Here is a 23016-nt window from a genome sequence, read left to right as displayed (position 1 = left end):
TTATAAATGCTCGATAAAAGTCACTCTAAATTGTGAACTATCCCCCTCTTAGGAGACAGTTAAAACATGTAAAACTGTCTAAAACTAGGAGGGTTTTGTTATGTCTAAAATTAAGTATAATAATTTTGAAATCAAAAGAGACTGAAATATAGATAGTAATTATAAATTTAATAAAAAAAGTACTAATGATTTACACTAGTACTTCATAGCTACTTTTACATGTTTTAACTGTATGAAATATCCTTAGATAATAGTGATTTTTTATGCCTTAATCTTAAGGCAAGTCATCTTAATTCAAGCCATCTTAATTGTTTAATTCAATTTCATATTTTTTTATTTTCTTATATAAAAGACTTTTATGTATTCCCATAATCTCTGCTGCTTTTGAACATTTCCAGTTGTACTTCTTCAACACATCAATAATTAAACTCTTCTCATAATTCTCAACCATTTCATGAATTGAGCAATTACTATCCACATTACATTGAGCCACTCTGCTGATATTATCCATCTTAGATGGAAGGTCACACATCATAATTACCATATCATCACTTACAGCATAGGCGCTTTTTATTACATTTTCTAGTTCTCTTATATTTCCTGGCCAAATATAGTTAATAAAACAATTTTTAACATTATCACTTAAAACTTTCAATTCTTTATATTCAACATTTAATTTATTTAGTATATAGTTTGCTAACAATAAAATATCATCTTGTCTGTCCTTTAATTCCATCATATGAATATTTATTACATTTAGCCTATAGTATAAGTCTTCTCTAAATAATCCCTCTTCAACCATCTTGCTTAAATTCTTTCTTGTAGCAGAGATTACTCTTACATCTATCTTTATAGTTTTAAGACCTCCAACTGGCTCTATCTCACTTTCCTGAAGAACTCTTAAAAGTTTTGCTTGCATGGTCAAAGGCATGTCACCTATTTCATCTAAAAAGATTGTGCCATTATTCGCAACTAAAAACTTACCTTTTTTGCCTCCTTTTTTTGCTCCTGTAAAAGCTCCTTCGTCATACCCAAATAGCTCTGATTCTAATAGTTCTTCTGGTATTGCAGCACAGTTTATACTAACCATAGGCTTGTCTGCTCTACTGCTGTTATTGTGAATTGCTCTAGCAAATACTTCTTTACCTGTACCTGTTTCACCCGTTAAAAGTACTGAGAAGTTTGTTTTAGAAGCTTTCATACCTGTTTTCTTAAGTTCTATGAAATCTTTATTTTCACCTATGAGCTTGTCAAAACCAGATTCATCCTTGAATTGTTCTTTATAATATTGGAGCTCCATATATTCTGACATTAACTTTTTAGCCACATCAAAGGATTGTAATCTAAATTTAACTTGAGCCACTCCTGCAACTACTTCTCCATTGTCATTTTCCACATAGGATCTACTTACTATTACACTCTTTTCTTTTGTTTTTCCACCAGAGTAATGGTGTATAGCTCCTTCTTCACAATATTTGTCTCTCATAACATCTAACATTTTTGTATTTGGTATAATACTTTGTATATTGTGTCCTATTATCTCTTCTCTGTCTGTACCTAAGAAGTCACAATATTTATCATTAATATCTATGATTACTCCATCTTTATCTACAACAATAAAACCATCATCAGTCATGGATAATACTCTTGCAAATATATCCTTATACCAGTGCTTTTTCATTGTTTCACCCCTCCACTATACCTTCAGCAAAAATAATAAGTCTTACAATACAATATTATAAGACTTACCATTCTATGTATTCAATGTTTTCTAAAAGTTATCTACTTAATGATTCTATCATTTCAGGTAGAATTTCATACAAATCCCCTACAATTCCATAGTCACATATATTGAAAATAGGAGCTTTTGAATCTTTATTTATAGCAACTATATATTTAGAATCACTCATACCTGCTAAATGCTGTATCGCTCCAGATATCCCACATGCAATGTACAACTCTGGTCTAACAGTAGTTCCTGTTTGTCCAACTTGATGAGAATGCTCTATCCACCCTGAATCTACTGCCGCTCTTGAAGCACCAATCTCTGCCCCCAATTTATCTGCCAATTCTTTTATGAGTTCAAATCCTTCTGCCTTCTTTAACCCTCTTCCTGCTGATACTATTATTCTAGCATCAGTTAGATTTATGGATTTCTTTTCTTGTGGAAGTATTTCTACTAATCTAGTTCTAATCATATTTTCAGTAAGTTCTGGAGTAACAACCTCTAAAACTCCAGTCTCTGATTCAGTTCTTACAGCTTTTGCCATAACCCCTGGGCGAACTGTTGACATCTGTGGTCTATTTTTTGGACAAACAATAGTAGCCATTAAATTTCCGCCAAATGCTGGTCTTGTTTGTAATAACTTATTATCTGTTAAATCTATTTCAAGTTTTGTACAGTCAGCAGTTAGACCTGTCCCAACTTTACCTGCAATTCTAGGTGCGATATCTCTTCCTATAGAAGTAGCTCCTACTAGCACAACCTCTGGCTTCTTTCTTTCAATTAAACTTGCAATTGAAATTGCATATCCATCAGTTGTAAAATCTTTAAGAAGAGGGTCATTGATATAATATGCTTTATCAACACCATAGTGAAGTAACTCCTTTACTTCTTTCTCTACTTCATATCCAGCTATTACAACTGCAAGCTCTTTTCCTAATTGGTCAGCAAGCTTTCTTCCCTCACCAATGAGTTCTATAGTAACAGGATTGATTTTGCCTTCCCTTTGCTCTCCTATTACCCAAACACCATTATAATCATTTAAATTTATACCTTGATTAACTTTTGCTCTCATCATCTTAACACTCCTATACTAGTTTCAAATCGAATAGTATTTCTATTAATTTATCAGCTTTTTCCTTTTTATTTATACCTTCGATTATTTCATTATGCTTGTCTTTAACTGGTACAAAAGACTTGTAAACATTTGTAGGTGAACCCTTTAATCCAATTTGAGTTGTATCAACAGCTAAGTCTGCAAGTGTTAGCACAGTAATTTTTGTATCTCCATTATTGTAAGCTTCTAAGATTCCTTTGACACTTGGATATCTTGGACTATTCAACTCTTTTATAGCAGTTAGTAAAACTGGCATCTTTGCTTCTATTAAATAATCTCCTGTTTCTGTATAACGAGTTACTAGTAATTTATCACCTTGAACTTTTACTTCTTTTGCATAGGTAACCTGTGGCACTCCCAAGAATTCTGCAACCTCTGGTCCAACTTGAGCTGTATCTCCATCTATAGCTTGTCTTCCACAGAATATTACATCATACTTTCCAACCTTCTCTATCGCAGCAGCAATAATTGTAGATGTAGCCCAAGTATCTGAACCACCAAAAGCTCTATCTGAAATTAAATATGCTTCGTCAGCACCCATTGCCAAGGCTTCTTTTAAAGCGCTTTTAGCTTGAGGTGGTCCCATGCTTATAACTTTAATCACTGCTCCCATTTCATCTTTTATTTTTAAAGCTTCTTCTAAAGCATTTCTATCATCTGGATTGATTATACTTGGTACTCCATCTCTTATTAGAGTACCTGTCTCTTTATTTATTTTAACTTCATTAGTGTCTGGAACTTGCTTTAAGCAAACAACTATATTCATGCTCTTCCTCCTATCCTAGTACTGCTCTTGAAATAACAACCTTGTGTATTTCTGAAGTACCTTCGTAAATTTCTGTTATCTTAGCATCTCTGTACATTCTCTCTAATGGATAGTCTTTCATATATCCATATCCTCCATGAATTTGAAGAGCTAGGTTTGTAACCTCTCTTGCAATACGTGACGCATTGTATTTTGCCATGGCAGCTTCTTTAGTATGTTTTTCTCCTCTAGCTTTCAAGTCTGCTGCATAATATACCAACAACTTTGCTGATTCCACCATAGTAGCCATATCTGCTATATACCATTGAATACCTTGCAAAGCTGAAATTGGCTTGCCAAACTGAACTCTTTCTCTAGAATATTTGATACTTTCTTCTAAAGCCCCTTCAGCAATTCCTACAGCTTGAGCTCCAACTCCAATTCTTGCTCCATCTAGACAAGTCATAGCTATGTTAAAGCCTTTGCCTTCTTTTCCTAATAAGTTAGACTTTGGAACTCTACAGTTATCAAATATTAACTCTACAGTCTCTGAACCATGGATACCCATTTTTTCTTCAATTTTTCCTATTGAAAAACCTGGAGTACCTTTGTCAACAATGATAGCAGACATTCCCTTTATGCCCTTTGATGGATTTGTCAATGCAAATATTATTAATGATTCTGCTTGACCTCCACCAGAAATAAAACACTTAGTCCCATTTAAAACGTATTCATCAGTTGCTTCATCGATTATTGCAGTTGTTGCAGCTCTTGCTGCATCTGAGCCAGCATTGGGCTCAGTTAATGCAAACGCGCCTACACACCCACCTTCGGCCATCATCGGAAGGTATTTTTTCTTTTGTTCCTCAGTACCAAATTTTAAAATAGCTTGAGCGTATATTGTATGTATTGATAATATCGCTGCAGATGATGCACATTTTTTAGCAACCTCATTAACCACAATTACCTTTTCTATATCTGCTCCACCAGAACCACCATACTCTACAGGTGTTCCAATACCATTAAATCCTATTTTAGCCATTTTGCTAAAAAGCTCTCTTGGAAAAATACCTGTTCTATCTATTTCAGCAGCTATTGGCGCTATTTCATTCTCTGCAAATTCTTTTGCTACTCTTTGAAGCATTAATTGTGCTTCTGTTAATCTAAAATCCATAAAATTCCCTCCTATTTATTGACATACTTCACATGTTTATTAACATATTTCACATGCTTCTTTATTCATCGTTACAATTCCAGATTCAATTAGAGCCTCTATATCAGAATCACTGTATCCAAGTTCTCTCAATATCTCATCTGAATGTTCTCCTATAAGTGGAGCATCACAAGTTATGTTAACTTCAATATTTCCAAATTTAACTGGAGTGGATGCAAGCATTGTCTTATTTCCATTTTTACTTGTATGTTCATATATATAGTTATTAGCGATAGCCTGTTCATCAGTTACTACATCACTAACATGTTGAATTCTTTCATGGGCCATATCCGCAGTAGTAAGCTTTTCAACCATCTCATTTTGAGTAAATTTTGCAAATTCACCATCCAAAATACTAATAAGTTCTGTAGCATTTTTCTTACTTTCTACTGAAGATGCAAATTTCTCTTCTTTTATTAGGTCTTCTCTTCCAAATAATCTGCAAAGTGCCTCAAAATATCTTTCATGCTCTAGGATACTTAAGAATATCCACTTTCCATCCTTACAACGATAAGAGTTTATTACTGGAGAAATAGCATTCTTTCTAGTTTTTGGATACTCATCGCTAAACTGTGTAGATGCTAATAAAGATGATGCATTCCATATTGCTTGTCCAAATAAAGATGCCATTACTTTTTGCCCTTTTCCAGTCTTAGCTTGCTGGTATAAAGCTGCACATATACCTCCAGATAAACTACAGGAAGTTGTGGCATCTCCAAAAGCTATAGGTGGATTTATTGGACTTGTATCCTTCTCTGCAATATCAAGCATAGCTCCACTTCTTGCCCAAAAGGCAACTGTATCAAAACCCGCATTATCCTTAGCAGGTCCAAAATCGCCAAAACCATTTATTTGTCCCCAGATAAGATGTGGATGCTTTTTGCTTAATGATTCATAGTCAAGACCTAATCTTTTTAACGCTCCTGTTCTATAACTTGAAACAAATACATTTGCTTCACTTAAAAGCTTATCCATAATTTCAATTCCTGCCTCACTCTTAAGATTTATAGACAAACCTCTTTTATTTGAATTATATGTGCTGTAAAAAGGATTATTATAATCATCTATTGGCATTGTCATTGTTGCCCCTGTCTTTCTTCCTGGGTCTCCAAAGCTTGGCTCTACCTTAATAACATCAGCACCCCAGTCAGCTAATATTTTAGAAGTTCCTGGACCTGCTACAAAATATGTTAAGTCAATAACCCTAACTCCTTCTAATGGCTTATTTAACACTTTCAATTCCTCCTTATACTATCAACTTGATATTTTAAATATGGTATTTATGGTATTAAAACATAAAATTTATTGTACATACTTTGAAAATTGATTTTATAATATCAAAATATAATCTATAATTTTGTCTTTTCTGTTATGGTAACCCTGGGAACATAGTAAACAGAAGAACTGCTACTACAGTTCCAATAATCGGGGTTAAAACAGTTACCCAGAATATTGGCATATAAGCGTCCTTATGTGATTCTTTACATAGACCATTTGTTACAGTAACTATATATCCGTTGTGTGGAAGCGAATCTAATGCTGCTGATGAAATTGCCATAGTTCTAGTTAATGCAGCAGCAGAAACACCCTTAGCTAAAAATACTGGTCCAAGAAGTGGAGCCGCAATCCCAAGTCCACCTGAAGCTGACCCACAGATACCTGCAATAACTGTAGTCCCAACTGCAGCTCCTGCAATAGGAGGTCCAGGAATGCTAGTCATTGCATTAACTATGAAGTCAAAACCAACTGCTGATTTTACAACTGAACCAAATGCAACTACAGCACAAGTATTACATATTGCTACTACTGTAGTTTTACATGCATCACCAACATGTCCAACTATTTTGGAATTATCTTGATATTTATTTAACAATAAATATACTAATAAAGCTCCAATAAACACTCCTACCTCAATAGGTACTATCGCTTGTCCATTAACTTTTACATTAATTATTAAGATTGATACTATTAATGGAATTAAAGCAATTAGACCATTAGGACCATTTTCTCTCTTAGAATTAGTTGAGACTACTTCATCAAATATATCTGATTCATGTGCTATAAAATGCCCACCATTGCCCTTTTCCTTTGAAACCATTTTGTATAAAATGGTGCTTCCAACTATAAACATTACTGCACATGATATAAATCCATTTACTGCTCCAGCCATAATATCTGTCCCTAATGTTGAAGCTGGAACAATATTATGAATCTGGGGTGCTCCTGGTGCAACCATAGCAAAAGTTGAACATCCAAAAGTCAAAGCTGCCGGTATAAATCGTCGTGGCAAATCAGCTTCTTTAAAAATTTCCAAAGCTATTGGAAACACTGCAAAGCTTACAACGAAAACACTTACTCCTCCATAGGCTAATATTCCACAAGCTATTGGAATAGAAAGTAATGCTTTATCCTTCCCAATCCATCTTACAATCATCTTAGCAATAGATTTTGCTCCACCAGTAATCTCCATTATTTTTCCCATTAAGGTACCTGTTAGGAAAATAAAGAAATTTGCCTGGAGAAATCCAACAAATCCTGTCATATAATCCACCTTAAGTGCATTATATACATTTAAATTTCCTGTTATAGCAACTAATAATGAACATACAATTGCTATTATAAAAATATTTACTCCCTTCATAACCATTACAACTAGAAGGGATAGGGCTATAATAATCCCTACTAAACTTATAATTACTCCCGTATTCATAAATTAACTCCTTTTAAAATTAAACTATAAAACTATATGTATTTTTCACGAAATTTAGATTTTGAATATGTTCTACATTTGTTCCAATTTAGTTATAATAGCTACTTATTTTCAAAAACCGGTTTTCTCTTTTCAATAAATGCATTCATTCCTTCTTGCTTATCTCTTGTAGCAAAAGTTAAACCTGCAATATCTTTCTCTAGTTCAAGAGCATTTTTTAAATCCATATCTATTCCCTTATTGATAACAACTTTTGCATATCTTATTGCTATTGGTGCTTTTTCAACTATTTCGTTCATCATCTTCATTGCCTCTTCTAAAAGCACACCACTTGGAACAACTTTATTAATAAGACCAATAGATTTAGCTTCTTCTGCGTTTACTTGTCTTCCTGTAAAAATTAATTCTTTGGCTATCCCAGTTCCAACAAGCCTTGATAATCTTTGAGTTCCACCAAAACATGGAATGACCCCCAAATTAACTTCAGGTTGTCCAAATATAGCCTTCTCTGATGCAATTCTAATGTCACAACTCATAGCAAGTTCACATCCACCACCTAATGCATATCCATTAACTGCTGCTATTACTATCTTCTCAAGAGCCTCAATTTTATCAAAAATCCCTTGGGCATAACCAGCATATTTTCTTCCTTCTTCACTTTTATAGTTTTGCATCTGGCGTATATCAGCTCCAGCTACAAAAACTTTACCTTCCCCAGTAATAATAACTCCTAATATTTCGTCCTGTTCTGATACTACATCAATAACTTGAGATAATTCTCTAAGGGTGTCATTATTAAGAGCATTTAAGGCTTTAGGTCTATTTATAGTAATAATACAGACTTTGTCCTTAACTTCCACATTAAGATTTCTCAAACTTTCCACTACAGATTCCATCATATTCCCCCCATTATACATTGTTATTTTTTCTACATTTCTTGTTAACATATAGTAGCAAGTTCTACGCCAACTCATATTGAATTCCTTTATTTTTATTAAAAAGTTATCTTTTTGGGGTAAAATAAACGAAATATACATAAATTTCACTGTATTTTTAATAATTTTTAACTTTAGAATTGATTAAATTACAATTTACTAAAGAATTTTTATCCAATAAAATCTATAAAGCAATATTTTTGTCTCATTTTAGAGAAAATACTTAAAAAACACAGTATCACTTTTGAGAATACAGTCTCATTTTTGATACTTCATTAAAATATTTTAGTTGGCATCTCTATAAGCTTATTTGCACTCTAATAAAGGAGTCCTTATTCAATATAGATAGTTTATTTTCTGGAGTAAAAGTTATTGTTTAGTAACAACTGAGCACTTATTCACTTATAGACAGTTTATGTTTATTAATTTAAGTTATTAATACTTTAATTTAGTAAATCTATGTATTTCTTCTAATATCATAAATTTTTTAATGAAAATAGGAAAAACCACAAAGACTCAATGTCTAAATAGCTTTTCCTATCTCAAATGCTACTAATAATTTTAGATTGATTTACAATATTGATTTAATCTTTTTTGATATTATTCTGAAATCTCCACGTGTATTCATAGATAAATTAACAATATTATATTTATACTTTTTCTCTAAAATTAAATAACTCCATTTTCTTTTAAATCATTTATTTTATCACTATCAAAACCAAGCCAACCGCTATAAATCTCCTCATTATTTTCTCCTAAAGATGGTGCTGGTACATTAATTTGAGCTTTTGTTGTCATTAACTTAACTGGATTTCCATTGACTCTCATATCTCCTATAATAGGGTGTCTCATATCTACAATCATTTCCCTTGCTTTTGCAATATGTTCATCTGTTGTTACACAGCTAAGATTATAAATAGGGGCAGCTGGAACACCGGCCTTTGATATTAAGTCAACTGCTTCTTTTATTGTATGATTAACAGACCATTTTTCTATTTCTGGTTTAAGAGCCTTGTGATGTTCACAACGATTAAGATTTGTTTTAAATCTCTCATCTGTTAAAAGGTCTTCTCTAAAAAGTACCTTTTTACATAACTTTTCAAAAAGTTTGTCATTACCACAACCTATTACAAAATTACCATCACTTGCTTTAAAAGAGTCATAAGGATAAGCAGAAGCATATCTATTACCCATAAGTTCAGGCTGACCTGAATCAAAGTATCTCTGTATACCAGTTTCGAGAGATGATACAACAGAATCAACGAGGGAAATATCTACTCTTTGTCCTTTTCCTATTATCTTTCTAGCATTAAGTGCTGCAAGTATACCAATAGTTAAATTCATTCCACCTAATACATCCCCCATAGCATTACCTACTCTCGTTGGCTCTCCTCCTTCTGTACCTGTTATACTCATAAGACCACCCATTGCCTGTGCAATAATATCGTAACCTGGACGTTCTGCATATGGTCCATAACATCCAAACCCTGACACAGCTCCATAAACTATTTGATTGTTAATTTTGGCTAATTCATCATAACCCAACCCTAGCTTTTCCATAACACCTGGTCTATAATTTTCTACTACAACATCAGCTTGTTTTACCATTTCTAAAAATATATTTTTACCTTCTTCTGACTTAAGGTTTAGAGTTATACCTTTTTTATTTCTATTTATATTTGCATAGTATAGGCTCTCTCCATTTACAAAGGGTCCAAAACCTCTTGTATCATCACCTTTTCTTGGCATCTCTATTTTTATAACATCAGCACCAAAATCTGCCAACATCATTGTACAATATGGACCTGCAAGGACTCTAGTAAGGTCAAGTACTTTTATATTACCTAATGCTCCCTTTTTCATAACTATACCTCCAATTTATACTCTATTACTCAATATTAAAAGTTAATTTTAATAACAAATTCTTCGATTATCGAAATTAATTCATAATACGTGCTATTCCATTAAAGAATAAAACTGATACTACTGCAATAACCAATAATCCAACTACACTCATAATGAACAGTTGAACAAACACCTTATTTTGTTCTTCTTTATTAAAATCTTTCTTACTTGACCCCATAGCTGCTAAAATCAACGCACCACCAGTAGAAAGCGGACTTACACCAGCAAGAGAACCTCCTACACCAACTGCTGCAATAAGTGCTAGTGGGTCTACTCCTCCAACTGATTTAGCTATATCAACACACATAGGCATCATAGTTGGATACACTACTGCTAAGGCAGAACTTACCATAGACATAAGCCCTGCTGAAATACTCATAATAGGAGTAGCTGTTTTACTATTCATTAGTGATGATAATGCATTACTCATCAAGTCAATACCTCCCGCTGCATCCACAATTGTCATCATTGCTCCCACTCCAAGTACCATTACTATTGTACTCCATGGAATTGCCTTGATACATTCTCCATCTTCAGCAATATTGAAAAAAAGAAGTATAGCAGAAACTGAAAAAGCAGCAAGTCCAACATTCACATCAAAAAATATAATAAAAGCAATCATGACTAGTATACTTATAAGAGAAATTATTTGCTTTATATTAAACTTTTCTATATTCTTACTATCTATAATATCTATAGATTTTTTAAGTTTATATCCTTTAAAAATTATGAACAATACTATTGAAAATACAATCGTTGATAGGGTTTGACATGCTAAAATAGTTGGCATAACATTTTCAATTCCAACCCCTTCTGCAACAGTTTTTATAATTTGACCTTCTGGAGTAATAGTAGTCATACGACCTGCCATTAATCCACATTCGCCTATAAGTGCAAGCATTACAGGATTATAACCAACAGTTATTGCTACAGGAACAGCCATTGCTGGAATAATTGCAAGCGCCGGAATTGCTCCAGGTCCAACACCGGCAACAACAAATCCTGCTATAAAAACTGCTATAGGTATAAGCCAAACACGTTTACCAGAGACAGCTACAATTTTTTCTGCAACAAGCTTCAATGCTCCTGTTGAGTTTACTATTGCAAAGAGCAGTGTTATACCAACAAGTGTAGTAAACATTGAGTTGCTTATAGCTCCATAAAGGTCTTTATCATCCATACCAAAAACTCTAACAGCTATAACACCAATAGCTAGAGCTAAAATACCTGCATTATTCTTACGTACAAATGCAATAATAATAACTCCTAAAAATAAAAGTAAAGCTATAATATCCATACTAATCCCCTCAATTCCTTTGTTTATTTTATTAGTTGATGTATTTTTATTAATTGATATTTTTTATTAATAAATCTATTTTGCTAATCAACGTATTTTGTTAATCAGTTAATCAATAAAACTAATAATTACAACTATTAGACTTTATATTTAGATGATGACCACTATACATCCCATTTACAAAACTCATCTGATACTTTGATAATTCAAGGAGTTTAACAAAATCAACTCCTGTATCATATCCCATGCGTTCGAGCATGTACACTAAATCTTCAGTTGCAGTATTTCCAGATGCTCCAGGAGCAAAAGGACACCCTCCTAATCCCCCAAGTGTAGACTGAACAGTATTAATACCAGACTCAATAGCTACAAGAGTATTAACCATCCCCATATTTCTAGTGTCATGTATATGTACCTGCCATCTACATTCTGGTAATGCTTCGACTAATGCACTAATAGTGTCTCTAACTTGTTTTGGGTCAGCAATACCTATTGTATCTGCCAAATTCATCTCTCTGACACCGTTTTCCCAAAGGCATTTACTAAACTCCACCGCATCCTCTATTTTTGGTATGCCTTCAAAAGGGCATCCAAATACTGTGGCTATTCCAACACATATATTCATTTCAGGATAGAAATCTATTATTTTTTTAAGTTCAGTAATGGATTCTTCATGAGTTCTATTTATATTTTTCTTATTGTGAGTTTCACTTAAGGAAATAACATAAGATATATCTCTTATACCACACTCCCATGCGACTTTAGCACCATATAAATTTGGAACTAATGCATAAAGTTTCACATTAGGATATTTTTCTACACAATAAGTTGCTATTTCTTTTGCATCTTTCATCTGAGGTATTGCCTTTGGGCTTACAAATGAACTAATTTCAAGCTGTCTAATCCCTGAAGCAATAAGACCATCAATAATCTTAAGTTTTTTATCAGTTTCTAAAAACTCTTTCAGGTTTTGAAATCCATCTCTAGGACCAACTTCAAATATATTTATCTTACTCATTTCTTTTCCCCCTTTTACAGTCACATAACAAGCTAGCATTGTATGTTCCTGCTTAACTTTACTTAAATTAAGTTAATAATAAGCTTATTTAAGCATATTATAATTCTTCTAACTAAATTATGTCAACATAAAGTAAGGAGTTTTTTTAATTTCTCTATTCTAATCCTGTAAAATATGCACGTTGTAGAATATTGTTCTTTAGTTGAATATATGTTAAGATTATTGATATAAGCAAATTTAAGCAACTATTTAAGGAGGATTTTATTATGGCAACAATCAAAGATATTGCAAAAGACTGTGGTCTTTCTTCAGCAACTGTCTCGTACGTCTTAAGTGGTAAAGGAAATGAACGTAGAATTCCACTACAGACACAAGAACTTGTATTAAATTCAGCTGATAAGCTTGGATATAAACGTTCTACTCCTATTAAACATAACAATATTCAAATAGCATTTTATTGGCAGGATGAGGGATTTGAGTTGGCATCAACTAATATACTTCAAGCAATAAACCATATAGTTTCTTTAGAACATTTAAATATAAATATCATAATACGACCTTACAAAGTTGGTCATCTATGTGATGATGAATATCTTTTTTCAAATAATTATTATGATGGAATCGTTTTAACAGGCATAAATGCTAATGATATAGAATATCTATTAAAAAATAAACCTAAAATTCCTGTGGTTGTTGTAAATCGTGAAATACCTGGTTTTTCAAGTGTATCTATTGATAATGAAGAAACTGGTCGTATAGCAGCTTTACATGCTATTCAGAATGGTAAAAATGATATTGCTGTTGTATTCAATCCAACTTCCTTTACATGCATGACTTTGAGAGGCAAATCTTTTTTAAAAACATGCAAAGAACATGGAATACATCTATCAGATTCTATATATTATTGTTCTAATAAAATAGATAGTGGATATGATATTGCTCAAAAAATGCTTGCAAAAAATTCACTAAAAAAAGTAATTTTCTGTAATCATGATTTGGTAGCTCTTGGTATGATGAATGCATTTCATGAATCGGGAATTGTAATTGGAGAGGATGTTCAAATATTTGCGGCAAGTAATGGACCTTCACGACTAATGGCAAGAAGTATTCCTCCTTTGACAGTCATAGATTTGAAAATGGAAGAGACAGCAGAACGTAGTCTTAGGATGATTATTGATACAATAACTGGTCGTATAAATGGTATTCAACAACAAGTGGTATATCCATCAATTATTTATAGGCAATCAAGCCCTGCTCAAAACTTATTTTAAATTGTCTTAATCTATAAGCACAAAAACACCTCTGACCTATGTTTACATATTGTTATGCAAATATAGGTTAGAGATGCATATATTCATTTTAGTAATTTCCTATTTTATAAAATTTATCACATATTAAAATTTATGTAATAATTATAAATTTCAATATACTTACAATATCTATTCTACTTCCCAGTTATGATATATATCTTGAACATCATCATCTTCTTCAAGCATATCAACCAATTTATTCATCATTTTTAAATGAGATTCTTCAGTCAATACAGTTGTAGTTTGAGGTATCATCTTAACATCAGCAGATATAAACTCATATCCTTTAGCTTTCAACTCATCACGAACACTAGAAAAATCTTCTGGTGTAGTTATTATTTCATAGCCATCTTCTTCTGTTATAAAATCTTCAGCTCCTGCTTCTAATGCAACATCCATCAATTCTTCTTCTGAAACTCCATCTCCCAAACCAACTAATATTTGTCCTTTTTTATCAAACATAAAAGATACACATCCAGTAGTTCCCAAGTTTCCTCCGTTTTTATCAAAGTAATATCTTACATTACCAGCAGTTCTGTTTTTGTTGTCAGTTAAAGTTTCTACTATAACAGCAACTCCACCAGGACCATAGCCTTCATAAACTATAGTTTCATAGTCCTCTCCAGCGCCTGCTCCAGCACCTTTAGCGATAGCTCTATCTATATTATCATTTGGCATATTGTCTGCCTTAGCTTTTTCTATAGCTGTTTTTAACGCTGCATTGTACTCTGGGTCTGCTCCACCTTCTTTAGCTGCAACGGCTATTGCTCTAGCATGTTTAGTAAATATCTTTGCTCTTTGAGCATCTTGTTTACCTTTTCTATTAATTATATTACCTATACGTCCCATATTTCCACTCCTTAATACGTACAATTAATTATTCTAATTTTCATCACTTGTAAATTTTATCACAAATCTTATAAATAGTAAATTAGAACTTAGGAGGTTGTGCAGGCGTTTTTCTCTTGTGTTCGCTTAATCTATGAAGTCTTTCAATTATCTCTTGGTCTCTTTTAGGAACTTCATCTAATCTACCTTCTAACACAGCATCTATCATATTGTAAGTAGTTCCCATTTCATCTTCATCTGTTTGACCTTCCCAAAGACCTGCTGAAGGAGCTTTATTTATTAAATCTTCATGAACACCAAGTTCTTTTGCCCATTCATACACTTCTCCTTTAGTTAAATTTGCAATTGGTAAAATATCAACTCCACCATCACCAAATTTAGTAAAATATCCTGTGTGTATTTCTGCAGCATTGTCTGTACCAACAACTAGATATCCTAGATTGTTAGCAATTGTATAAATAGTACTCATTCTTACTCTTGCCCTTAAATTTGCATCTGTCATCTTTAAATATTCTTCTCTATATAAATGTTTATCTTTTAAATTTCCTACTACCATGTCTAATATAGCACTTTGTGGTTCTATAAGGTCTAAATCAAGATATTCTATATCACATCCCTCTATAACCTTAAGTGCATCTTCTCTATCCTGAGGATTACTTTTTATGCTCATTATAACTCCCATAGAGTTTTCTGGAAATGCCCTTTTAATTAAATTAGCAACTACTGCTGAATCAATTCCTCCAGATACACCAACAATTAATCCTTTTGCATTTGCCTCATTAACCTTATTTACAAGCCATTCTACAGTTTTGTCTATTTGTATTTTTATATTTGACATTGTTATCTCCTCTCAAATTTGCTACTTTGTTTTAATATATTATACCATATATTAATATGTTGTTTTAATATGTTTTTTTTTATGCAAAATCAAACAAACATTAAAGATTATATTTAATCTTATTTTATATAAATATAATTTGCCTATTTTGGTAAAACTATTTCAGAAGGTGATTTTTATGAAAAAAACTGATGATTTAAAGAAAAAATATTTTAATTTTAACTTAAAAAATACAATAATTGGTGTTTTTACAGGATTTATAAATGGGGTGTTTGGTTCTGGAGGAGGTACTCTTTTAGTTCCAATATTAAATGACATTGTTAAGATAGAAGAACATAAATCTCATGCAACTGCTCTTTCTATAATAGTTTTCTTAACGACAGCAAGTTCTGTTTTATATGTATCTAAAGGTACTTATGATGTTAATTTAACAATTAAAGTTGCAGTTGGAAGTATTCTTGGTGGTATTATAGGAGCTAAGTTACTAAATAAGGTTACTGGAAAGTTTCTTAGAATTTCTTTTGGAATAATCATGATAATTGCAGCATTAAGGATGGTGTTTTAATGTTATTTGCTCTAATTGGATTTTTTGCAGGAATTATTGGAGGAATGGGAATGGGTGGAGGAACAATCCTTATACCTGCACTCGTTTTGCTTGCTGGTATAGATACTAAAATAGCACAAAGTGTAAATTTACTTTCATCTATCCCTATGACACTTATAGCACTTGCTATACATATAAAAAATAAAAATGTAGTTTTTAAATTGGTCATACCTATAGCTGTGTTTGGGGTTTTAGGAGCTGTGTTTGGTTCACTATTAGCTAATTATCTGTCTTCAGATATATTAAAAAAAATATTTGGGGTATTTTTACTTTTAGTTGGTTTATTTGAAGTAAAAAAAGGATTCTGTGCAAAATCTGATAAAAAGCCATTAAATTGATTTAGATTAAAACAATTTAATGGCTTTTCATTCAAAAATACTAATTAGTTATTTAATGAGGCATTGACTATTCTAATAACCTTATAAATTACAGTAAAATTTCTCCATTTTGTTCAGACAAATAAAATTCCTCCCCCAAAACTATTTTTCCTGTTCCACTTGTTATATCAATCATTTTTTCTGATAATTTCTCTACATCTTCTAATCTTGAATATACTACTATCTCAACATTATCCTCATATATAGTATCTTTTATAAAATACCCTAAATTCATTAACTCATTTTGTACTTTTCCAAGTTGAGTATAGTCTATCTTAATCTTAACTTCTTGATACATTACCTTATAAATTATCTTACCTGCTTCAAGTCCCAGCTTAGCACCTTTTGTATAAGCTCTAACTAAACCACCTGCACCTAATTTTGTGCCTCCAAAATACCTAGTAACAACAACTACTACATCTCTCAAATCTTCTTTTTTTATAACCTCTAATGTAGGTATCCCCGCTGTTCCTTGTGGCTCTCCATCGTCACTGTATCTTTGTATATTCATATTTTGTCCTACTGTATAAGCCCACACATTGTGCGTTGCATCTTTATGCTTTTTCTTTATTTCATTTATAAATTCTAATGCTTCCTCTTCACTCTTTATAGGACTAGCATATCCAATAAAAACAGACTTTTCAATCGTTATTTCATCCGTTCCAAATTCATGTAATGTCCTGTAATTGCTCATTATAATTCCTCCCATTTTAATCCTTCGCTAATATATACATTTATTTATAAAAATTATTTTACTAAACCATAAATATAATTTTTAGTGTTTATTTAATCAACATCATAAAACAATTATATAATAAAATTGCATACTTTTTAATTTTTATTTTAGGTGTAAAGCACTTATTTTAGATATAAGTTTAATAATCTATAAAGATTTAATATAATATTACACTAAATCATAATCTATAGAGATTATAAAATTTATATTTAAGATAACTTTAATTAAAAAAGGAAGGGGCTTATCCCTTCCTCAGAATTCTCTAGATTCACAATTAATTTGCTGGAACATCATCGCCCTCTGAAACTAATTTCTTTAATTCCTTAAACTTTTTATAAGACACTTCTACTAAAGCTTGTTCTTTATGATGTGACAACATTTCTAAAGCATCCTTTACTTTATAAAATCCACCTTCTTGGAATTCAGGAGCAAGTACACAATCAGTGTTACAAGCCTCCATAACATACCACATTATTGCATTACAAACTTCTTGTTGTCTACTTCTTGAGAAAAATTCATACATAGTATCACCAGCCACATCTATCATTTTAGCATCTATACCAGTCTCTACTTTAACTCTTTGAACAGCACTCTCATATGGAAGTCCTCCTCCAAGTATCTTTCCTTTTGGAAGTGTCCATTCACCTCTATCATTTTTTACAATAAGTACTTTATTAGCATAAAACACTACTCCACCTGCACAACGTCTTACTATCATTTGAAACCCCTCCCATTAATTTATTTATTACCTTGTTAAACTCTAGAAATACATCACTAAGTAAACAAATTGCCTTAATAAAAAATTACTTTTTCAAATTTTTTGCATTTTCCAATGACTTAATGGCTTCATCATAAGCTCTAAGTACATATTCTTTTTCAAAATTCTTATTCTTGTCTTTCAACTGCTGTAAAATCTTTAAACTGTTTTTATCTCCCAATTTTGAAAGAGCTTTTGCACAATACTGTCTAGTTTGTGCATTTTTATCGTAGAGACCTTTTTGCAGTACTTCTCTACTACTCGGTGATTCAATCTTTCTGATTGCTGAATAAGTTATTCTTCTAATATCTGAGTGTCTGTGGTTTGTGAGCTGATGAAGCAATTTCAAGAATCTATCATCTTTTAACTCACCTGTCGCCCAAATTAAAACAATTAAATCTTCAGCATTTTTTTCCACAAGGATTCTTTTGAAAACCTTTCTCTTAAAGTATACCATTTTTTCGTCATCTAAGCTATCCATAAAATCAAGTCTCTTAATTTTATCTAATTCTAAAAATTTATCTAAAATATCCTTAGATGCTTCAAAATCATCTTTTTGCATTTCCTTTATTTTTAATTTTGCTTGTATAAGTTGCTCACTTGCTTCAGTACTTGAAATATTTCTAATTTTACTAATTTGAGATACTGTTTTAGATTCTTTATAAAGAAGATAGGTTATAAAATAATCTTCGAGATTATCTATATTTTCCCAATTTATATCCATATTCAACCTATTTTTCTAGTATGTACCCTCTATAGATATTAAAATCTTCTTCATCTAAGTTTACATCTAGTGTTATACCATTTTCCCCATACTCAAAATTCTCCACATTATATTTATCTTTTATTCTACTAAATATATCACCTCTCTCATAAGGTAACATCAAGCTTACTGAATAAGTATTTTCCATTAAAGCAATTTCTATCATATTTAATAGCTTATCCATATTTATGCCTTGTTTTGCAGAAATATACACAATATCTTCTTGACTTTTAGGATATATATCCAATTCTAGCTTGTCCACTTTATTATATACAAGTATATGTTTTTTATCATTTACACCAAGTTCTTTTAATACACCTTCAGTAGTACTTTTTTGCAATTCATAACTAGTATTTGTCGCATCAATTACATGTAAGATTAAATCTGCATACTGTACTTCTTCCAATGTTGCTTTAAACGCTTCTACTAAATCATGGGGAAGTTTACTTACAAATCCAACAGTATCTACTACTAAAAATTCTTTTTTATTTGGCAAAAGAGCCTTTCTTAAGGTTACATCTAAAGTTGCAAAAAGCATATCTTTTACAAAAACTTCTTTTTCTTGCTCATAATCCTTGTGTGTCTTTATTAATTCGTTTAGCAAGGTAGATTTTCCTGCATTTGTATACCCAACAAGTGCTACAATCGGTATATTTGACTTTAAACGCTTAACTCTCTGTGTCTCTCTATTCTTTTTTACTTCTCTAAGTTCACGTCTTATATCTGCTGCTTTATTAAGTATATGTCTTTTATCTATTTCTAGTTTTTGTTCTCCAGGACCTCTAGTACCAATCCCTGCACCCGTTCTACTCATCTCACCACCCATTCCATAAAGTCGTGGTAATCTGTACTTTAATTGTGCTAATTCAACTTGTAATTTACCTTCTTTACTAAGTGCCCTTTGAGCAAATATATCTAAAATCAAGGTAGTTCTATCTATTACTTTTCTTCCAACAACATTCTCTATATTTCTGATTTGAGCACCAGATAGTTCATCATTAAAAATTACTAAAGTAGCATCTAAAGAGTCACTATATGCTCTTATTTCTTCTACCTTACCTTTTCCTATATAATAAGCTGCATCTATAGAATGTTTATTTTGAATTAAGCTACCTACAACCTCTGCTCCTGCAGCTTTTGTTAATTCTTTTAATTCTTCCATAGATTCACTAGTGTTTATATCATCACTTTTTTTCACCATTGTCGTCAAATTCAAACCTACAAGAAGTGCTTTTTCTTGAATTTCTTTCACTATAATCACCTCATTTTTTGTTATAAAGAATATTCTAATTGCAAAATACACTTACATTATTTTTACATTATTTTTCTGTTGACTAATTATACCATTAATACTATGATTAATAATACTATATTATCAACTATTTACAAAAATATTTAGTATAATTATATTATCACCAAAATCTTATATAGTTATAAAAAATTTAAATTTTATTTAATTTAGGAGGAAAATATGGGCGAAAATTATAAGTTTTTTAATCACAAAGATTGTGAATTTTTCCCTTGTCATAAAACTAATAAACCAGAAGAATTTAATTGTTTATTTTGCTACTGTCCTTTGTATGCTTTAGGAGAAAACTGTGGTGGAAATTTCAAGTATACAGATAAAGGTATCAAAGATTGTAGTAGTTGCATGCTACCTCATAAAAAAAATAATTATAATTATATTATGGGAAAATTTCAAGATTTAGTTAAAATCACTAGTAAAAAGTGATTTTTCATTAGAAATAGCTATGCGTAAATATTTATTAACTACTTTTAGTCTAAATATTGTTACATAGCTATTTTTATTGTATAATTTTTAATCTAATTTATTTTTATTATCTTATTTTGAACGATTTACATAATTTATACATTACAAAAAGTAATATACTTGCTAACAAAACTAATATTAAAATCATCATTCCTGAGTGAAAGAAGAATTCCTCTGGCAACATACTTATAACTGGGTCTAAATTAGGGTCAAATATCCAATAATCGTTTCTAAATAATAACTTATGAAAAATAATAAACGACTTTTCAAAATTCAATAAAATTGGAACTGCCAATAATAATGGCATAATTATAAGTGTTATTGATGTAGTTTTCAACATTTTTATATTTTTATTCTTTACACTTAGTACAATTCCTACTAAAGAAACTACCATTAATAATTTAGCTAATTTATTGATATTTTGAAATATATTCCTAACTTCTTCAAAATGTATCTTCCCTTCTGGAGAAGATTTTAATGTTGGTAACTTGAACTCAGACACATTCTTACTTAAATTATAATCAATTAGATAATCGTAGTTTAATTTTATATCATCTTTAGATAAACCAGATAACTGTGATATACTTAAATAATCAATGTCAAAATAATAAAGTTGTTTAAATCCAACAGTAAAATTAATAACACCTACTATTATAACAATACTAATACAAACTGAAAAAAGTATATTTAGAAACTTTTTCATGAAATCCCTCCAGTAATAAGTTAAATTACTACACGATTTTAGTTGTAAAATCTTCTATATTCCATACATCATCAACAATTTCTGAATAAAATTCTGGCTCATGGCATACCAAAAGAACTGTTCCCTTAAACTCTTTGATAGCCTTCTTCAATTCATCTTTTGCCTCAACGTCCAAGTGATTTGTAGGCTCATCTAATACTAAGAAATTTATATTTTTTAGCATTACTTTACAAAGTCTAACCTTAGCAGCTTCTCCACCACTTAGCACTCTCATTTGACTAGTTATATGCTCATTTGTAAGTCCACATTTTGCAAGAGCCTGTCTAACTTCAAAGTTTGTAAGCCCTGGAAATTCACTCCAAATTTCATCCATAGGTGTATTACTATTTTCTCTTGAACTCTCTTGTTCAAAATATCCAACTTCCAAATAGTCACCTAACTTAACATTTCCTTCAAATGGTTTTATTATTCCAAGTAAAGTTTTTAATAAAGTAGATTTTCCAATACCATTCATTCCTTTTAAAGCAATCTTCTTTCCTCTTTCTAAGTGGAAATTGAGTGGTTTTGTCAATGCTTCATCATATCCTAACACTAAATTTTCTGTTTCAAAAATTATTTTACTTGCTACTCTAGCGTCTTTAAAAGCAAAAGTAGGCTTTATTTTTTCTTTTGGTCTTTCCAATATTTCCATCTTATCAAGTTGCTTTTGTCTACTGTTAGCCATTCCTCTAGTTGCTACTCTAGCTTTATTTCTAGCTACAAAATCCTCTAGTCTTTTTCTTTCTTCAACTTGCTTATCATAGGCTTGTTCTTCTTGACGTTTCTTTATATCATTAAGTCTTACAAATTCATCATAGTTTCCTTTGTATCTATTTAACTCTCCATTTTCCATATGATATATTACATTACAAGTATTGTTTATAAATTCAATATCATGAGAAACTAATACAAAGCTATTCTCATACTCTTGAAGGTACTTAGTAAGCCACGTTATATGTTCTTCATCTAAATAGTTTGTAGGCTCGTCCAATATAAGAATAGTTGGATTTTCAAGTAGAAGTTTAGTAAGAAGTACCTTTGTTCTTTGCCCTCCACTTAAGTCAGTTACATCTTTATCAAGACCAATTTCTCCAAGACCAAGACCATTTGCAACTTCTTGTATCTTTGCATCTATCATATAAAAACCACTATTTTCAAGTATAGTTTGTATTTCTGCTGTTTCTTCAAGAAGCTTACTCATTTCATCATCACTAGCTTCTCCCATTTTATCATACATAGCAATCATTTCTTGCTCTAAGTCAAACATATGCTTAAAAGCTTCTCTAAGCACTTCCCTTATAGTTTTACCCTTACTTAATACCGTGTGTTGGTCTAAATAACCTACTGTAGCTCTTGAAGACCATTTTATATTTCCAGCATCTGGCATAAGCTTCTTTGTTATTATATTTAAAAAACTCGATTTTCCTTCTCCATTAGCGCCAACTAGTGCAATATGTTCACCTTTTCTAAGTCTAAAAGATACATTTTCTAATATTGTTCTTGCACCAAATCCATGACTCACATTTTCTACTACTAGCATTCTAACACCTCTCAAAAAAATTTTACACATTCTATACTATAATATATTCTTTTTAAACTTAAATCA

General features: G+C 31.3%; 22 protein-coding genes. 4 read left to right on the top strand and 18 right to left on the bottom strand.

The window, feature by feature from the left end:
* Nucleotides 1-304: 304 nt before the first annotated feature.
* The 10 genes from IR152_RS03315 to IR152_RS03270 all read right to left on the bottom strand — a co-directional run bounded on the left by IR152_RS03315 (nucleotide 305) and on the right by IR152_RS03270 (nucleotide 12663).
* Nucleotides 305-1681, bottom strand: a complete 1377-nt coding sequence (locus IR152_RS03315) for a sigma-54 interaction domain-containing protein (protein ID WP_227450386.1) — start codon at nucleotides 1679-1681, stop codon at nucleotides 305-307.
* 97 nt (nucleotides 1682-1778) lie between these two features.
* Entirely contained in the window at nucleotides 1779-2798 is a 1020-nt protein-coding gene (locus IR152_RS03310) for an electron transfer flavoprotein subunit alpha/FixB family protein (protein WP_395970786.1), read from the bottom strand.
* A gap of 13 nt (nucleotides 2799-2811) precedes the next feature.
* Nucleotides 2812-3606, bottom strand: a complete 795-nt coding sequence (locus IR152_RS03305; RefSeq protein ID WP_227450384.1) for an electron transfer flavoprotein subunit beta/FixA family protein — start codon at nucleotides 3604-3606, stop codon at nucleotides 2812-2814.
* 10 nt (nucleotides 3607-3616) lie between these two features.
* A complete protein-coding gene (acrC, locus tag IR152_RS03300; protein WP_227450383.1) occupies nucleotides 3617-4759 on the bottom strand; it encodes an acryloyl-CoA reductase in 1143 nt (380 codons plus the stop codon).
* Between the two features lie 39 nt (nucleotides 4760-4798).
* A complete protein-coding gene (locus IR152_RS03295; RefSeq protein ID WP_227450382.1) occupies nucleotides 4799-6031 on the bottom strand; it encodes a CaiB/BaiF CoA transferase family protein in 1233 nt (410 codons plus the stop codon).
* Between the two features lie 136 nt (nucleotides 6032-6167).
* The gene (locus IR152_RS03290; protein ID WP_227450381.1) at nucleotides 6168-7508 is read right to left on the bottom strand and encodes a GntP family permease; all 1341 of its coding nucleotides are present in this window, start codon (nucleotides 7506-7508) and stop codon (nucleotides 6168-6170) included.
* 101 nt (nucleotides 7509-7609) lie between these two features.
* Nucleotides 7610-8404, bottom strand: coding sequence for an enoyl-CoA hydratase-related protein (locus IR152_RS03285; protein ID WP_227450380.1), 795 nt, complete (start codon nucleotides 8402-8404; stop codon nucleotides 7610-7612).
* Between the two features lie 708 nt (nucleotides 8405-9112).
* Nucleotides 9113-10306, bottom strand: a complete 1194-nt coding sequence (locus IR152_RS03280; protein WP_227450379.1) for a CaiB/BaiF CoA transferase family protein — start codon at nucleotides 10304-10306, stop codon at nucleotides 9113-9115.
* A 76-nt stretch (nucleotides 10307-10382) separates the two neighbouring features.
* Nucleotides 10383-11645: an SLC13 family permease gene (locus IR152_RS03275; RefSeq protein WP_227450378.1), complete on the bottom strand. Its 1263-nt coding sequence runs from the start codon at nucleotides 11643-11645 to the stop codon at nucleotides 10383-10385.
* A gap of 121 nt (nucleotides 11646-11766) precedes the next feature.
* Complete coding sequence (locus IR152_RS03270; protein ID WP_227450377.1) at nucleotides 11767-12663, bottom strand: hydroxymethylglutaryl-CoA lyase; 897 nt, start codon at nucleotides 12661-12663, stop codon at nucleotides 11767-11769.
* Between the two features lie 266 nt (nucleotides 12664-12929).
* Between IR152_RS03270 and IR152_RS03265 the strand changes: the two genes are divergently transcribed.
* Nucleotides 12930-13934: a substrate-binding domain-containing protein gene (locus IR152_RS03265; protein WP_227450376.1), complete on the top strand. Its 1005-nt coding sequence runs from the start codon at nucleotides 12930-12932 to the stop codon at nucleotides 13932-13934.
* A gap of 168 nt (nucleotides 13935-14102) precedes the next feature.
* On the opposite strand, the gene IR152_RS03260 is transcribed toward IR152_RS03265, so the two are convergent.
* Both IR152_RS03260 and nadE read right to left on the bottom strand, forming a co-directional pair.
* Nucleotides 14103-14822, bottom strand: a complete 720-nt coding sequence (locus tag IR152_RS03260) for a YebC/PmpR family DNA-binding transcriptional regulator (RefSeq protein ID WP_227450375.1) — start codon at nucleotides 14820-14822, stop codon at nucleotides 14103-14105.
* A gap of 82 nt (nucleotides 14823-14904) precedes the next feature.
* On the bottom strand, nucleotides 14905-15660 hold the full coding sequence (gene nadE, locus IR152_RS03255; RefSeq protein ID WP_227450374.1) for an NAD(+) synthase: 756 nt from the start codon (nucleotides 15658-15660) through the stop codon (nucleotides 14905-14907).
* 67 nt (nucleotides 15661-15727) lie between these two features.
* Between nadE and IR152_RS03250 the strand changes: the two genes are divergently transcribed.
* A complete protein-coding gene (locus IR152_RS03250; protein WP_311315423.1) occupies nucleotides 15728-16225 on the top strand; it encodes a sulfite exporter TauE/SafE family protein in 498 nt (165 codons plus the stop codon).
* Nucleotides 16225-16602, top strand: a complete 378-nt coding sequence (locus tag IR152_RS03245; protein ID WP_054272728.1) for a sulfite exporter TauE/SafE family protein — start codon at nucleotides 16225-16227, stop codon at nucleotides 16600-16602. The genes IR152_RS03250 and IR152_RS03245 overlap by 1 nt, the downstream gene beginning before the upstream one ends.
* A gap of 88 nt (nucleotides 16603-16690) precedes the next feature.
* Here the strand turns inward: IR152_RS03245 and IR152_RS03240 are convergent, their stop codons facing one another.
* The 4 genes from IR152_RS03240 to hflX all read right to left on the bottom strand — a co-directional run bounded on the left by IR152_RS03240 (nucleotide 16691) and on the right by hflX (nucleotide 20149).
* Nucleotides 16691-17335 (bottom strand): YigZ family protein, encoded by a 645-nt coding sequence (locus tag IR152_RS03240; protein ID WP_227450373.1) that lies wholly within the window; start codon nucleotides 17333-17335, stop codon nucleotides 16691-16693.
* A gap of 316 nt (nucleotides 17336-17651) precedes the next feature.
* Nucleotides 17652-18095, bottom strand: coding sequence for an NUDIX domain-containing protein (locus IR152_RS03235; protein WP_003437525.1), 444 nt, complete (start codon nucleotides 18093-18095; stop codon nucleotides 17652-17654).
* Nucleotides 18096-18180: 85 nt separating this feature from the next.
* The gene (locus IR152_RS03230) at nucleotides 18181-18858 is read right to left on the bottom strand and encodes a HEAT repeat domain-containing protein (protein WP_227450372.1); all 678 of its coding nucleotides are present in this window, start codon (nucleotides 18856-18858) and stop codon (nucleotides 18181-18183) included.
* Nucleotides 18859-18865: 7 nt separating this feature from the next.
* The gene (gene hflX, locus IR152_RS03225; protein ID WP_227450371.1) at nucleotides 18866-20149 is read right to left on the bottom strand and encodes a GTPase HflX; all 1284 of its coding nucleotides are present in this window, start codon (nucleotides 20147-20149) and stop codon (nucleotides 18866-18868) included.
* Between the two features lie 219 nt (nucleotides 20150-20368).
* Here hflX and IR152_RS03220 point away from each other — a divergent pair, with 219 nt between their 5' ends.
* Nucleotides 20369-20629, top strand: a complete 261-nt coding sequence (locus IR152_RS03220; protein ID WP_227450370.1) for a cysteine-rich small domain-containing protein — start codon at nucleotides 20369-20371, stop codon at nucleotides 20627-20629.
* 106 nt (nucleotides 20630-20735) lie between these two features.
* On the opposite strand, the gene IR152_RS03215 is transcribed toward IR152_RS03220, so the two are convergent.
* Both IR152_RS03215 and IR152_RS03210 read right to left on the bottom strand, forming a co-directional pair.
* Entirely contained in the window at nucleotides 20736-21371 is a 636-nt protein-coding gene (locus IR152_RS03215; protein ID WP_227450369.1) for a TIGR01906 family membrane protein, read from the bottom strand.
* 28 nt (nucleotides 21372-21399) lie between these two features.
* Nucleotides 21400-22950 (bottom strand): ABC-F family ATP-binding cassette domain-containing protein, encoded by a 1551-nt coding sequence (locus IR152_RS03210; RefSeq protein ID WP_227450368.1) that lies wholly within the window; start codon nucleotides 22948-22950, stop codon nucleotides 21400-21402.
* Nucleotides 22951-23016 lie beyond the last annotated feature (66 nt).

The organism is Clostridioides sp. ES-S-0108-01 (assembly GCF_020662285.1).
GTDB lineage: Bacteria > Bacillota > Clostridia > Peptostreptococcales > Peptostreptococcaceae > Clostridioides.
This window is presented reverse-complemented; position numbering and strand designations above follow the sequence as displayed.